Below are 16,968 nucleotides of genomic sequence, written 5' to 3'. Positions count from 1 at the left end.
GGATGAAAAAGATTCATATTTCAGGATTGGCCATGATGGGGGCAGGCAGCCTGCTTGCACAGCAGCCAAACATCATTTATATCATGACCGATCAACAGACAGCCCAGGCAATGAGTTGTGTGGACGCCACCTATGTGAGTACTCCGAACCTCGATAAGCTCGCAAAGGATGGAATCAGATTTACGAATGCCTACTGCGCTGCTCCCCTGAGCGGCCCATCCAGATTTGCCATGTTCACAGGAGTCGCTCCAGGCTCGGAAGGAATGTTGAAAAACAACACTCCTTTCCCGGAGAAACTGAAGGAAAAGACATTGGGGAACCTGGTCACTTCGGCCGGATACCTGTCGGCCTATGCCGGTAAATGGCATCTCCCGGAGGCATCTCTCCCTGCCAACGAAAAAAGCTTCGGTTTCATCTCCCTGCATGATCACAACGATTACGGACTGGCTGAGTCCTGCATTCGTTTTTTGAAGCAAAAGCACGACAAACCTTTTTTTCTGGTAGCCTCGTTCGATAATCCACACAACATCTGTGAGTATGCCCGAAACCAGGTGCTCCCTTTTGCAGAAATAAAGGAACCGGACCTGGACGATTGTCCCAACCTGCCCGCCAACTTCTCTCCTGCTCCATACGAAGCGGAGATAATAAGGCTGGAACAACAGGTGCACTTCCCTACTTACCCGGTCATTGATTATACCCGGGACGACTGGCGACGTTATCTCAATGCGTATTACCACCTGGTGGAAACCGTAGATAACGAGATCGGAAAAATAATTGATGCGCTGGTGGAGCTGGGGCTTTATGAAGATGCCTTGATTATTTTCAGCAGTGACCATGGAGATGGAGTGGCAGCGAACAAATGGAACCAGAAGTCTGCCCTCTTCGAGGAGATTGTGAACGTTCCATTTATCGTGAAAGCACCCGATGCGTTCAGCGGCAACGTGGAACGTCCTGAATTGATCAACGCCGGACTCGACCTTCTTCCTACCATCTGCGATTATGCCTCGGTTGAGATCCCTTCCCATGTCACCGGCAAAAGTATCCGGACCCTGGTTGAGGACAAGGATACGGAAGAAATACACCCGTTTATCGTAACAGAGACACAATTTGATAAATCACCCACAAGGGGATGGATGGTTCGAACCCCACAATACAAATATGTGTTGTACGATAAAGGAAAATACAGGGAACAGCTGTTTGATATCCGGAAGGATAAGAAAGAACGCCGCAACCTGGCAATAGAGCGTAAACATCAAGAGATCCTGAACCATCATCGCTCCCTTCTACAAGGGTGGGTGGAGCAGCACAAAATTTCCACTACCGGCAGGGAGATCATCCTGTCCCAATAAGGCGGCAGGCATCTTACACCACTAAAATAGACAATTATGTTACACTTTCGTAGAACAATTTCATGCGTGGGGATGATCGGCTTAATCCCTCTTGCCTCCTGTGCTGGCAAAGATCCAAACACCAATAACGAACAAAGCGCGCCCAATGTGATCTATGTCTTTCCCGATCAGATGCGGAACAGCGCCATGGAGTTCTGGAGTAGCGAAAAATACGCATCGCACATTCGTTATAAAGGAGATCCTGTGATCACACCCAATCTGAATAAGTTTGCCGATGAGGCTGTCGTGTTCTCTTCAGCCTACAGCAACACTCCCCTGAGCAGCCCTCACCGCGGCTCATTGCTTACCGGGATGTATCCGAACAAAAGCGGGGTGCCGTTAAATGTGAACTCCACCCGCCCTTTCAACTCTCTCAGAGATGACGCAACTACTATCAGCGATGTATATAGCCAAAACGGGTACAACTGTGCTTACATTGGGAAATATCATCTTGATGCCCCCACACCCAACGACCCGGATAAACCCGGACACTATGTGGAAGAGAGAAATCCGGTATGGGATGCTTACACACCACCCGGAAAGAGACACGGTTTCGACTTCTGGTATTCCTACGGCACGTTCGATGTGCACAAGAGACCCCATTACTGGGATACCGAAGGAAAAAGACATGAAATAAGGGAGTGGTCTCCCAAACATGAAATGGATATCGCGATCGATTATCTGAATAATCGAAATGGCCAAAGAGATTCCGCCAAGCCCTTCTTCATGATGATCAGCATGAATCCACCTCACCATCCTTATAGTTCGCTCGACGATTGCATGGAGGAAGACTACAACCTCTACAAAAACAAAACACCGGGGGAACTGCTTATTCGTGACAATGCCGATACCACCATGGCGAAGGCGGCATCTGCACCCTATTATTTTGCCCAGGTTACCGGAGTAGACCGGGAGTTTGGCAGGCTTCTCAAGGCTTTGGACAGCCTGGGACTGGCAGATAACACAATAGTGGTGTTTGCTTCGGACCACGGAGAAACATTGTGCAGTCAGGGTATCGATGACCCCAAAAATTCACCTTACGCAGAATCGACCGACATCCCGTTTCTGGTCCGGTATCCCGACAGGCTGAAACCAAAGGTTGTGGATCTGATACTTTCCACACCCGATATTATGCCCACATTATTGGGGTTGAGCGGACTGGAAGATCAGATACCCGGGGAGGTACAGGGTAGCAATTTCGCCGACTACCTGCTGACCGGCAAATCGGAAGTCTCTTTACCACAAAGTGCACTGTACATCCGGAACATGGATGGAGAGAAAGATGAAAACGGAAAAGTAATCACCTACTTCCCCGAGACCAGAGGAGTGAAAACCGAAAGATTCACCCTCGCACTGACCATCAACAAGGAGACAAAAGAATTGAAAAAGACCTACTTCTTTGACAACAGAACCGACCCGTATCAATTGAACAACCTCCCACCCGATAGTTATCCTGCAGAAATGAAGATGCTGTTGACTGAACTGGGACAAAAACTAAAGAATATCGATGATCCCTGGTTCAACGAGAAGATCCTGGCAGACATGATACCGTACAATTAACAGCCAATACGGTCACCGATATATCTTTGAAACACTCTCATGGCAACTCCCATCACCGATTCTGATGGGAGTGCTGTTTTAAAATACACAACCAACCAGTGAGAATCTTCCATGTTGTTATATGACTGATCGCTTCACTCCATAAAAGGCGCTCAAGAAGCATAATGTGGTACACCGCCCCAAATAGCAGAAAAACTGATTGAACAGGATTAAAGAACAGCATTTGAACAATTCTAAAAATAAAATAAACAAATCTGAAACTATTCATTCCGGGCTCAGCCTGCCAATTTTTCAGAAAAAGGTAATTTTGCAACAAACATATTTTAAAGAAGAACACGGGTAATTGAAACTTGAAATGCCCACAGACGCACCCGATGAATTTAAGTCACCCTACATATAGTGAGAACCACGGGTAAAAGCAAAGAAGAAAAAGAAAGAAAGTGGCTATAAATTACACCCGCATTTCGACCCGAAAGACAGCATTGAATATATGTTAAAAACGAATATTGCCGTATGAAACGAGCATGAATTACGAAGTAATCGACTTTGTCAAAATCATTATCATACAAGATCATGACGAATGCGAGTTCCATATGACACCTTTGAATTACTTGCGTTAAGTCAAATGAGCAAAGCCGAACTTGTTGGTACTTTGCCATGGCGAGCAAATATCCAACTTTAGTGAAAATAAATAATTTTAGTCATATGAAAGCAAAAACATATTATTTTTTCGTTTTATTGGCATTTGCTATATGCCAACCCGCCCAACCTCAATCGAGCAAAAGGTTAAGCGATGTTACCCTAATGCATGAGATGCGCGCAACACCTTCGCCATTAAACAATGCGGTGGTATCGGATAAAAATGTCTCGTTTATGTGGCCACTGTCCAATCATAAGTCCTACTACATGGAGAACAGTCCTGCATGGAAGAAACCCAAAGAAAACGATACGAATTATCGCATCCGGTTTTCGAAAGATCCGTCGTTCAACGACAAGCTGTTCAGTGCAAGCAGTTCCTGGCCATTTTACAACCCGGATAATGAACTTTCTCCAGGAACCTGGTACTGGCAATTCGGATATGTACGTGGCGACACCACGGAGTGGTCCGATATATTACAATTCAACGTGATGGAAAATCCCGAAAAATTTATCCCTCCCTCCTACAAATCTCTGATGGAAAAATTACCTCGGGAGCATCCACGGGTGTTGGTTTTTGAGAGTGAATGGACTGATTTCATCCAAAAAAGCAGGGAAAAAGAGGAACGCGAATGGTATATTCAAAAGGCAAATGAAATCATAAACACGGAACGTGTTAATCTCGATGAAGCCGTAAACACAAGTTTTATGGAAGAACTGGAGAATGAGGTGAAAAAAAAGGCAATGATCACCCGTGAAAGCCGTAGGATTGTGGACCGTGAGGAACAAAATATCGATGTATTGACAAGGGCATACCTCTTAACGAAAAAAAGAGCTTACCTGGATGACGCCATGAAGCGGATTGAAGAGATGGTATCCTGGAAAAACAGTCCACACCTGGTGGGAGACTTTAATCAGGCAACCCTTTTGTCCGTAACATCGCTGGCGTATGATTCTTTTTACCAAATGTTAACGGAAAAACAGAAAAAGATGCTCCTGCATGAAATAAAAGAAAACGGAAGCGACATATTCAGCGATTTCGCCAATCGGCTGGAAAACCATATCGCAGACAACCACAATTGGCAAATGAACTTCCGCATATTCACCATGGCGGCTTTTGCCGTGTATGGAGAAATACCGGAAGCAGGCCTGTGGACCGAATACGCATACAACTTATGGCTGGCTCGTTTTCCGGGATTAAATAAGGATGGCGCCTGGCATAATGGCGATTCCTACTTCCACACAAACATACGCACACTGGTAGAAGTTCCCTATTTTTACACCAAAGTAACCGGCTACGATTTCTTTAGAGACCCCTGGTATAAAGGTTCTGCCATGTATGTGATCTTCCAGCAACCCCCCTTTTCAAAATCAGGCGGTAATGGCAGCTCCCACCAAAATGTGACCACCCCCAGAGGTACCCGGGTGGCCTATGCAGATGCCCTTGCACGACTGACCAACAACTCGTTTTTATCTGATTACGTAGAAGTAATATCGGAGTCGGAGCCGGATATCATGAAACAAAGCTTCGGATCAAAACCGGGCGACTTGTCGTGGTTTCGAATCCATTGCAACACCCCTTTGCCAAAAGGAGATAAACTGGCCGGTTTGCCCTTATCGTATGTTTTTCCACAGACAGGTCTGGCATCCTTCATGTCTGACTGGAAAGATTTGAACCGGAACGCCATGTTCACTTTTCGCTCCAGTCCCTATGGCTCTACTTCTCATGCCCTGGCCAATCAAAATGCGTTCAATACCTTTTACGGAGGGAAAGCATTATTCTACAGCACCGGACACCATTCAAGCTTTATTGATGCTCACAGCTTCTTTTCCCATCGCAGCACACGTGCACACAACACGATCTTAATTAACGGTATGGGCCAAAAAATTGGTACGGAAGGGTATGGATGGATACCGAGATATTACGAAGGTACAAAAATCAGCTATGTAACCGGAGATGCCTCCAATGCCTACGGGGAAGTCATTTCACCCATATGGAAAGAGCGTGCTGAAAAGTCGGGGCTGAGCCTTTCTCCGGAAAACGGCTGGGACAAAAATCACTTGCTCACTTACCGGCGCCATATTGTAAAATTGGGAGATGCCGGCCTGGTGTTTATCTATGATGAATTGGAAGCCGATACACTGGTCCATTGGAATTATCTGCTTCATACCATAGAAAATCCAATGACAATCGTACAAAAGGAACACGCAATTCAGATCCGGGCAACGAACGAAAAAGGGACTTCTGATGCATATTTGTTTTCGAATGACGAACTAGAGGTGGAGATGACCAATAAATTTTTTACTCCTGCACTCAACTGGCTAAAGGCAAACAATGAAGGATACTTCGAACCTTACAAAAACCACTGGCATTTTGAAGCTACTACGCCGATGCGAAATATTTACCGGTTTGCGACAATCATCAGCACACACGATCGAAAAGAACAAGGAATAGTGCCTGAACGTATTTCCGATACCGAGATACGGGCCGGAAACTGGTCCATCACTTTCAACTTGTCGCCAAAAGGAAAAGCATCGTTTTCTATTGATAACAGAACAGACGATATAAAACTCATCTATGACGACATAACAACCATTCAGGAAAACGGAATCACCACAATCCTAAAGGATGAACTCCCGGAACTTGAGATATAGACCAATCAAAAGCCTGCAAACCAGGAGATTAAAAACTTAAAGTCCTTTTTTTTGAACAATATTTAAACAAATACACACAAATTTGAAAGTATTAAAAAAGTATTTTAACATGCGTTTACGTTATCTGACGTACTTTTGCTTCCATCATGAATTTTTTAATGAAAAACAAACATTGAATTAAACTGTGAATAATTATGAGAAATTACTTGAAAGTTTTTTTGTTTTTTTTAATTTTTACCGGAACGGCTTACGGCCAATCACACGTGGTGACCGGTAAAATTATCGATGAACAAGGCTACGAGGCTATCGGGGCGACAGTTCTGATAAAAGGAACCTCAACCGGAGTAGTCACGGATATTAATGGCGTTTATCAAATTAATATCCCTAATCCCAACACAGACATACTGGTGTTTTCTTACATCGGAATGAAAACCCAGGAAATAGCTGTGAACGGACAAAAAAATATCAATGTCACATTTGAATCCAGCTCAGTGATGCTCGATGAAGTCGTGTCCATTGGCTATGGGACGAGCAGAAGAGGAGATCTGACGGGTTCCGTTACTTCCGTGAAAAGTACGGAACTAATAAAAGTCCCGACTGCTGACGTAACCCAGAGCTTAGCGGGAAGAATGGCCGGTGTACAAGTACTGCAAAACGAAGGCGCCCCGGGATCCTCTATTTCGATACGGGTACGCGGAGGAATTTCTATCACGCAAAGCAATGAGCCGCTTTATATCATCGACGGCTTCCCCAGTGAGGATGGGATGGCCACCCTGGATCCCTCCGAAATAGAATCAATTGATATTCTGAAAGATGCGTCTGCCACCGCAATCTATGGAGCACGCGGTGCGAACGGCGTTGTATTGATCACAACCAAGAGCGGCTTAAAAGACGGACAGAAACTAACCATCTCGTTTGATACGTATGTCGGATTTAAAAATGTTTCTAACAGCCTGCCGGTACTCTCTACCGAAGAATTTGCATTGCTGGATTACGAAAGGAGATACGGCGCAAACAGGGATACAGGCATCGAGAATTTCGAAAAACTGTACGGTCCCTTCAGCGACATTCGTACAAACTACGGTAACCGCGGGGGTATCGACTGGCAAAAGGAAACATTGGGAAGAACCGCCTATACCCAAAATTACCGTATCGGGTTAAACGGAGGTACAAAGGAGATGCAATATAATCTTTCCTACCTGTTTTTTAAAGATCAGGGAGCAATGGTTTATAGCGGAAATGACAAAAATAATATCCTGCTGAATATCAACCACAAACCCAACGATAAGTTTTCAATCTCCGGAAGAGTCAACTATGACCAGATAAAAGTATACGGAATGGGTACATCCGAAAACGGAGACCGTTTCAATAAAATGCAGCACATTCTTCAATACAGGCCGACAGTAGGCATTAACGGTACGGACGACCTCCTTCTCGGCGACGAAGACCCGCTGTTAATGGATGATAGCGGTAATGTGATGCAGAATCCTTTGATTTCGGCAGAAGAGGAGACAAACAACAAGGAATACAGGACCATACAGGCAAGCGAAAGTTTCACCTATAAATTTCTTAAAAACTGGTCTTTCAGAAACAGCTCCGGAATTCGTTACCAGACACGCCGGGATGAAGTATTCTTCGGTGATCGCTCAATCATCGCCAAAAGATCCAGTATTAACGGATCAATCACCAACAGGGAGACAGGTAGCTTCCAGACATCAAACGTGATAAACTACAACACCAAAAGTAAAGGAAACCGCTACGAAGTGATGCTGGGCCAGGAATACGTGGAACGATGGGATCGATACTTCAAGGCAAGCGCAAGCAACTTCCCGAATGACGACATAGGATTGAACGATTTGTCGCTGGGTGCCACACCGGGTATTCCCCAATCTTATGCGGACTACGACGACAAGTTGCTTTCCTTCTTTACCCGATTTAATTTTAATCATAAAGACAAATACTTGTTGACCGCTTCCATGCGTATGGACGGGTCATCCAAATTCGGCGAGATGAAGAAATGGGGATTTTTCCCTGCAGTCTCGGGTGCATGGCGTATGTCGGAAGAAGAGTTTATCAAGAACCTCAATCTGTTTTCTGACCTTAAATTACGGTTAGGATATGGTATGGCTGGGAACAACAGGATACCAAGCTATGGCTCACTTCCCATATTGGGTTCTGTCACGTATCCCCAGGGAAACAACATCACACCGGGTTATGCTTCCACGCAGATCCCCAATCCCTATTTGATGTGGGAATCCAACAAAACATTCAATGCCGGATTCGATATCGGCCTTTTTGATCAACGACTTACCATTACCCCCGAATTCTATATCAACAGAAGTTCCAATTTGTTGCTCAACTCAAGACTTCCGAAATCTTCCGGATATACCAACATGATCAGGAATATCGGAGAAACGGAAAACAGAGGAGTTGACCTGACTATCAACACAGTGAATATCGACCGGAAAGATTTCAGCTGGACATCCAACTTCAATATTTCTCACAATCAGAATAACATCAAAGCTTTATCTGGAGAAAACTTTTTCCTGGAAGAAGCCAACTTTGGATATACACAAAAGACTCACCTTATACAGGTAGGTGAACCGCTGGGATTATTCTATGGATTTGTGACCGAGGGGGTCTACGGAGTAGAGGATTTCGATTATGATGCTGCAACCAATGCTTACACATTAAAGGAAGGCATCGCCTATTCCGGGAACCGGAGCAATGTCAAGCCGGGTATGTGGAAATTCAAAAACATCGACGACTCCAACGATGTCATTGACGAGAACGACAAAACGATCATCGGAAAAGCTAATCCGGTATTTTACGGGGGACTAAACAATACATTCACCTATAAAAACCTGGATTTAAGCATCTTCTTCTCATTCAACTATGGTAATGACATTTTCAATGCAACCAAGCTGACAAACACGTTAGCCGGAAGAACCAATAAGAACGTACTGGATGTGGTAAACAGCGCAAATCGGTGGATGACCGTCAATCAGTCCGGAGAAATCGTGAACGATCCGTCGGAACTGGCCGCGCTCAACAGTGGGAAAAAAATTGCCGCCTGGTACGATCTGGAAGAAGGAGATAAGTACATTCATTCATGGGCTGTTGAAGACGGATCATACATCCGGCTGAGCAACGTATCGCTGGGATACACACTCCCCAAACAGATAACAAACAAGCTGTCCGTAAGAAATCTCAGATTCTATGTCACCGGAAACAACCTATTCGTATGGACCAAGTATAGCGGATACGATCCGGAAGTATCTACCAGAGGAAACGGACTAACCCCGGGAGTTGATTTCGGTGCCTATCCGAGAAGCCGTACCGTTGTTCTTGGAATTAATTTAACACTCTAACGAAAATTACAAAATGAAACGAGCATGAGAATCATTCTTACCCAAGAACATGACTAATGCGAGTTCAATATGACACCTTTGAAAATAAATAATTTTAGTCGTATGAAAACAAATCACTATATTTTATTATTGATAGCATTGTTTGTATATAGCTCCTGCAGCGATGCTCTTATAGAAGAACCTTCTTCTTATTATAAGAAAGAGAATTTCTTTATCTCCCCGGCCAACGCGGAAATGTCCATCATAGGCATTTACGACGTGTTTGCCAAGCTGCAGCACTATGGCCAGTTTGAGATGGCCATGCCCAGTTCCGACGATACTTACTACATCCAGGGAACAGGAACAGACAATACCCGCAGGGATATTTCACATTATACACTTACCTCCACCAATCAATGGATTGAGCAAATATGGAATTATAAGTACCAGGGACTTGACCGCGCCAATTTTGCTATTTCCGGAATTGAATCGATGGATGCGTACTTGTCGGATACACCCGACCAGAAATTGACACAACTGGTAGCCGAAGCAAAATTTCTCCGTGCCTTCCTCGCTTTCGACCTGGTAAAATACTGGGGAGACGTGCCGTTTAAAACGACATATTCCGGTGATTATGAAAGTGCATATGGAGCAAGAGTAAACAGAGAGATCATATATGACCAGATCATCGACGATTTGAACTTTGCCAAAGAAAACCTCCCATGGGCCGATCTAAACACTTCACCGGAAAGAGCAACCCAGGGTGCCGCCCGTGGATTATTAATGCGCGTTTTGCTGCAAAGAGCCGGTTACAGTCTCCAGATGGACGGGGTATCTACCCGGCCGGACGAAGCCAAGCGACAGGAGTATTTTAATGCTGTCATCGACGAGTGGGAAGCATTCCAACAGAACGGATACCACGACTTTTTCAATGGAGGTTATCTTGAACTGTTCAAGGGTTTCTCGGCCGGCATCATAAATTCCAGGGAAAGCCTGTTTGAGATCTCTTTCTACAGTGCAGACGGATCCAACGAAGACTCTGGCAACTGGGGCACCTATAACGGGCCTCTGGTAGCAGCGCCCAATGTTTCCTCCTCTGAAACACTGAATTATATGGGAAGAGCCAATGCCTTCTTCAGAGCAGTTCCGGAATGGAAGGGTTTTTTCGAAAACTCCGATATCCGTCGTGATGTAATGGTATGCACCTATCAATATAAATGGGACAACAAAACCTCATCCCATGTAAAAACAGAAAATAAAAACAAAAGAGACTGGTATCCCGGAAAATGGCGACGCGAATGGATGCCCTTAGGCTACAAGGATCCCAACAATACAGACGTAAATTATTGTCTCCTGCGATATGCTGATGTGGTCTTGATGGCAGCAGAAGCTTATAACGAGGTAAACCAGACACAAACTGCCTGGACTCTTCTGAATAGTGTGCGTAGCAGAGCGGGTGCCACGGAAATAACATCTGCCAATTATGAAGATTTATTGAAAGCGCCCAGAGTGTATGATCTCCCATTTTTAGATGACACCACGGAGGCAGGTAAATTTCGCACAGCCCTCTACTGGGAAAGAGGCTTTGAACTCGCATTCGAAGGACAGAGAAAGTTCGACTTAATAAGATGGGGCTTTTTAAAGGAAGCATTGGTTTTGTTCAATGAAAAAACGGATGGTAACGTAAAAGATCGTTATCCGGCAGGAAATAATTTCATCAAAGGAAAACATGAGCTATTTCCTATCCCGCTGGACGAAATACAGGTAAACTCAAAACTGGAGGGGAAAAATAACCCTCAATATTAACACCAGCACCAACAGCCTCATTAACCTCCTTTTGTACGGGAGGTTAATGAGGTTTGGTTCTTCACATATCAGAGCAAAAAAAATCTATTTCACGATCATTATTACCCGTAAATTAAATATATTGTCACGTGAAAAATATTCTGGCTATATCCCTCCTGTTTTTATCTTTCGTTCAAATATTTGCGAGCGAAGACCGTTTTTTTTTCGAAAATATAGGATTAGATGAAGGGTTATCAAATAGCACCGTTATTTCAATTGTTCAGGACAAAGACGGGTTAATCTGGTTTGCAACTTTTGACGGATTGAATAAGTTTGACGGGTATTCAATTAAAGTATATCGTCACAGTGAAGGGAACGAGAACTCTCTGCTTAGTAACTCCACCAGACAACTGTATGTTGATGAGGAAAATATCCTTTGGATAGGCACCAACGACGGATTGTCCAAGTATGTTTGCGAAAAGGATATTTTCGAAAACTACTCCAACGATATTGATCGGGATAAATTGAAAATCAACACAATGATTGATTTCAAAAAAAACACCCTCCTTTTGGGGACCGATAATGGTTTATACACCTTTGATAAAATCAGAAAGACATTTGAAAGATTTCCAGGAACAAATGATCCGGAAATGCAGGTATTATCGCTCATAAACACAAGCGGTAATATATTTATGGGAACCAGCAAAGGGTTGTATAAATTCCATGATGACACAAACAGTTTCTCTCTTTTCACCGACACCCTGAAAAATCACAAAATACAAACAATGCTTCCCAAAAAGAATAATGAAATATGGGTTGGAACGGAAGGTTCCGGACTTTTTCTAATCGATATTCAAACTGGAAACATCCTGAGAAATTATTTGAATAATCCTTCCGACAAAGAATCTATTTGTTCAAATTTTGTACGCACCTTGCTTACGGATACGGAAAGCAGGTTATGGATAGGAACATTTCACGGGCTGAGTCTTTTAAATGAGGATACGGAAAAATTCTACAATTACTACGGCGATCCGTTTGATGAAACATCAATCTCACAAAACTCAATTCGATCAATCATCCAGGATTCACAGGGAGGTATCTGGCTGGGAACATACTATGGAGGCGTGAACTATTATCATCCGCTAAGGAATCAGTTCTTTCACATAAAACAGAGTCCAATAACCAACTCCCTAAACGACAGGATTATAAGTGGAATCATGGAAGAAGGTAATGGCAGGATATGGATAGGGACAAACGACAATGGCATCAATGTGTACGACCCAAACCACAATGTATTTACGCATATCACAAAAGAAAATAACAAAGGTATTCTGTCCAATAATATCAAATCATTTCTCCGGTCACACAACAACGATGAACACATTTATATCGGATCACATGGCGGTGGTCTGATAAAAATTGACAAGAACACCTTTAGAACTGTCGATTTAAAATTACCGGACAAAGATGTATATTCCCTGGCTTATGATTTGAACAACGACATATGGATAGGAACATTAAACGGACTCTATAAGCTAAATGAGAAAGAGGGGATTGTGACCGAAGCGGACATCCGCAAACTATCTTCCCTGCAAATACTCTACCTGACAGTAGACAGGAACAACAGACTCTGGATAGGAGGAGACAAGTCACTTGCCTGTTTATCGATCGAAGAGAATCGCCTTATCGAATTTAATGAAACCTTCCAACAGATTAAAATCAATTGTATAACAGAAGATTCAAAAGGAAACATCTGGATAGGCACCAATAACGGGATATATAAATATAAGGGGGATAAAAAATTCATCCGGTATGCAGAGAAGGACGGCCTCTCCAACAATATGGTATGCGGTATCGTGGAAGATTCGTTCGGCTTCCTATGGATAAGCACCTACTATGGAATCAGCAGGTTTGATCCGGATCATTCCACATTTCGCACATATCTGCAGACCGATGGTCTCCAGTTTCAACAATTTAACAATTATTCTTTTTGCAAAACCCAAACAGGCAGATTGTATTTTGGTGGGATCGATGGAATTATCACCTTTGTTCCCGAACGATTAAAAAACAACCCTTTTTCTCCTCAACCCATTATCACAGAGCTGAATGTACAGAATAAAATCATATCCCCCTCTGACAATGGCGTATTGGAAAAGAACATCATCAATGCCGACAAAATCGTTCTGAGATCGGACAGGGCAACATTTTCGTTGCGTTTTGCCGTTCCAAATTATCTTTCCGGCAAACACAACACCTTCAAATATAAATTGGAAGGATACGATAAAGACTGGATAATCACTTCGGAAAATCGTTTTGCATCCTACTCCAACCTACCCCACGGTAACTACACATTTAAATTACTTTCAGCCAATAACGAAGGAAAATGGAGCGATAAAATGACAGAGTTATCGGTCATTGTCACCCCTCTGTGGTTTCAAACACTGTGGTTCAGGCTATTGATAGCCACTGTCATCCTAATTATCATCTATACCATTTGGCAATTCTTCAATCAGAAGCAAAAGATCAAAAAGCAACTGATAGAAGAGCGATTCGACAAAGAAAAAAACGACGAGATCAACCGGGCCAAAATGAACTTCTTTGTGAATATATCCCACGAATTCAGAACACCTTTAACGCTGATCATTTCGCCTTTACAGGAACTGATTGAAAAAGTGTCCGGCTCGTGGGAAAAAGAGCAGTTAACTGTCATTAAAAACAATGCAGACAAGCTGCTACACCTGACCAACCAGCTGATCGATTACAGAAGAGCTGAACTGGGGGTTTTTGAATTAAACATCAAAAGTACCGACCCCAAGGAGACAATCGTGAAAGCGATGGCGCTGTTCAACAAATTGGCAAAACGGATGAATATTGCGTATTCATTCGAAGATTATACCACCGATGATAAGTACGTCATAGACGAAAATTATCTCGACATGATATTGAGTAACCTTTTGTCAAACTCCTTCAAGTTCACTCCGCCAGGCGGAAAGATCACCGTCAGCCTGATAGAAGACCTGGAATATTTAATTCTTGAGGTGGAAGATACAGGATGCGGTATTCCCGAGCATGAACAGGGACTGATTTTCAACAGATTCCACAAAGTAAACAGTAAAAAAAACGATATCGGCATGGGCATAGGTTTGTCGATCACACAGCGCCTCGTTGAGTTGCATCATGGCAAAATCGAATTAAAAAGCAAAGCAGGCCAAGGCACTACTTTCTCAATCTATTTCCCGCAAAGTGAGAATCTCTACAACGAGAAAGAGTTGAATAACGTTAACCTGCTGCCAGTCAATGACTCTATCGAAGAACAAACCGGAATAGGCGATGTAGCGCATCAAAATACCACACAACCTCTTGTTTTGATAGTAGAAGACGACGAGGATCTGCTGAGTTATCTTTCCAACAACTTATCCGGATCGTATAATATTGTGACGGCTTCAAACGGTAGGGATGCACTCAATCAGATCGGTCAAAACAAGGTAGACATTGTCCTTACCGACGTCATGATGGACATCATGGATGGGATAGACTTGTGCAGGACATTGAAAGAGGACATCAAAACCTGTCATATTCCCATCATCATGCTCTCAGCCAAATCGACGGTGGAAGACCAGCTTTCAGGACTGGAGGTCGGTGCCGACGATTATGTTACCAAACCCTTTACAACAAGTATCCTGAAAGCCAAAATCAACAATATGATGGCATCAAAAGAGAGAATCTTACACTACTATTCCGATTCAACCGAGATAGAGCCGGAGAAGATAGCGACAAACCACATAGACAACGAATTGTTGACAAAAGCAAAAGAGATTGTATTGAAAAACTTGGACAATATCTCTTTCACGACAGAAATGTTTTGTGAGGAGATGGGAATGAGCAGAACCAACCTTCATTTGAAAATGAAAGCATTAACAGGGGGATCTACCATCGATTTTATTCGTAAAATCCGATTTAGTGAAGCCATCAAATTATTATCCAGTGGAAAATACAATATCTCAGAAGTAAGTTACATGGTGGGATTCAATTCTCTCTCTTACTTTTCCACCAGTTTTAAAAAATACTTTGGTTATCTGCCCTCCGACTACATGAAAAAGATCCAGAATAAACAAATATGAAACTATTTTGAACAGAACTTAAGCCGTGAAGAAATATTTAGATTTTTATTTGTAACGGGAATTATAATATTAAACCATACACACAACAAATTATTTCAAAAATGAAAAAAAACATTTACTCAATTCTTTTTATCTTAAGTTTATTTCTTTTATCCTCCTGTGTCTCTGCGAATAAAGAACCTTGGTTCCAAAATGCAGTGGAGACCGCTTCAGCCCAGCTGACCCAGCAAGTGGAAGAAATGGGTGACAAGGTCGGATTTCCGCGTTCCATAAGGGCAGATACCCTGAGGCTCGATAATATTTATGACTGGACAAGCGGTTTTTTCCCGGGAAGCCTGTGGTATATGTACGAACTGACCGAAAACAACTTTTTCAAGGATGAGGCTTCCAAATTTACCGGTTATCTTCACGACATCAGATATTACAAGGGTACGCACGACCTGGGCTTCATGATTTACTGCAGCTACGGCAATGAGCTCCGTCTTACCGGCGACACAACCACCGTTCCCGTCATGATTCAAACGGCAGACAACTTAATCTCAAGATTCAACGATGTAACACAAACAATCCGCTCCTGGGATTTTGGCGAATGGCAATACCCCGTGATTATTGATAACATGATGAACCTGGAACTGCTTTTCTGGGCCAGCGAATATACAAATGATCCCAAATACAAGGACATTGCCGTCAGACATGCAAATACAACTTTGGAACATCATTTTAGAGATGATATGTCGTCGTACCACGTCATCAACTACGACACCATCACGGGCAATGTGATCTCGAAAGGTACTTTTCAGGGATATTCCGACGAAAGCCATTGGGCCAGAGGCCAGGCCTGGGGGCTGTACGGCTACACGGTGTGCTACCGGTATACCAAAGACGAAAAATATCTGAAAGCCGCAGAGGAAATTGCCCGGTTTATCATGGATAATGTACAGACAGACGACCTCATCCCCTACTGGGATTACATGGCTCCCGATATCCCCGATGCTCCCAGAGATGCTTCTGCGGCCGCTATTACCTGCTCAGCCCTGCTCGAGTTAAGCAAATACACTGCGCAACATGGAACAGCGTATTACAATTATGCGGAAACCATTTTAAAGAACCTGTCGGGCGAAAAATATTTAGCGAAGACAGGAGACAATTTTGGATTTGTCCTGATGCATTCGGTCGGACACCTGCCGGCAAACTCTGAAATAGATACGCCGATCAATTACACCGACTATTACTATCTTGAATCACTCAAGCGATACAAAGCTTACCATACAAACTGATTATATTACGAAACATAAAAACACCAAAATGGAACTAGCAGGAAGATGATTTCACCAGAGAACATGACGATTACGGATTCCATATACCAACAAGAAAAAAATAAAATATCATATGAAACGAGCATGAATTGCTTTGCAATCGACATAGTCAAAATTAATTATACCCAAGGTGATGATTAAAAGCGAGTTCCATACA

At 43.2% G+C, this 16,968-nt stretch carries 7 protein-coding genes; all 7 read left to right on the top strand.

Translation table 11 applies throughout. The annotated features are described in order from the left end of the window. The first annotated feature begins 2 nt into the window (after positions 1 to 2). Positions 3 to 1,349, top strand: coding sequence for a sulfatase family protein (locus AC1HCU_RS13880; RefSeq protein ID WP_480366860.1), 1,347 nt, complete (start codon positions 3 to 5; stop codon positions 1,347 to 1,349). A gap of 36 nt (positions 1,350 to 1,385) precedes the next feature. Beyond that, a complete protein-coding gene (locus tag AC1HCU_RS13875; protein ID WP_480366858.1) occupies positions 1,386 to 2,948 on the top strand; it encodes a sulfatase family protein in 1,563 nt (520 codons plus the stop codon). Between the two features lie 705 nt (positions 2,949 to 3,653). After that, positions 3,654 to 6,239 carry a DUF4962 domain-containing protein gene (locus AC1HCU_RS13870; RefSeq protein WP_480366856.1) on the top strand — a complete coding sequence of 862 codons (2,586 nt, stop codon included), beginning with the start codon at positions 3,654 to 3,656 and terminating at the stop codon, positions 6,237 to 6,239. A 194-nt stretch (positions 6,240 to 6,433) separates the two neighbouring features. Beyond that, positions 6,434 to 9,610: a SusC/RagA family TonB-linked outer membrane protein gene (locus AC1HCU_RS13865; RefSeq protein WP_480366854.1), complete on the top strand. Its 3,177-nt coding sequence runs from the start codon at positions 6,434 to 6,436 to the stop codon at positions 9,608 to 9,610. Between the two features lie 102 nt (positions 9,611 to 9,712). After that, entirely contained in the window at positions 9,713 to 11,395 is a 1,683-nt protein-coding gene (locus AC1HCU_RS13860) for a RagB/SusD family nutrient uptake outer membrane protein (RefSeq protein WP_480366852.1), read from the top strand. Between the two features lie 128 nt (positions 11,396 to 11,523). Next, positions 11,524 to 15,495, top strand: coding sequence for a hybrid sensor histidine kinase/response regulator transcription factor (locus AC1HCU_RS13855; RefSeq protein WP_480366850.1), 3,972 nt, complete (start codon positions 11,524 to 11,526; stop codon positions 15,493 to 15,495). A 101-nt stretch (positions 15,496 to 15,596) separates the two neighbouring features. Further along, a complete protein-coding gene (locus tag AC1HCU_RS13850; protein ID WP_480366848.1) occupies positions 15,597 to 16,772 on the top strand; it encodes a glycoside hydrolase family protein in 1,176 nt (391 codons plus the stop codon). The last annotated feature ends 196 nt before the right edge of the window (positions 16,773 to 16,968 follow it).

It is taken from the genome of Proteiniphilum sp. LBM24028, assembly GCF_056629195.1.
The sequence above is the reverse complement of the archived record's forward strand: the minus strand, read 5'-3'. Positions and strand labels throughout refer to the sequence as shown.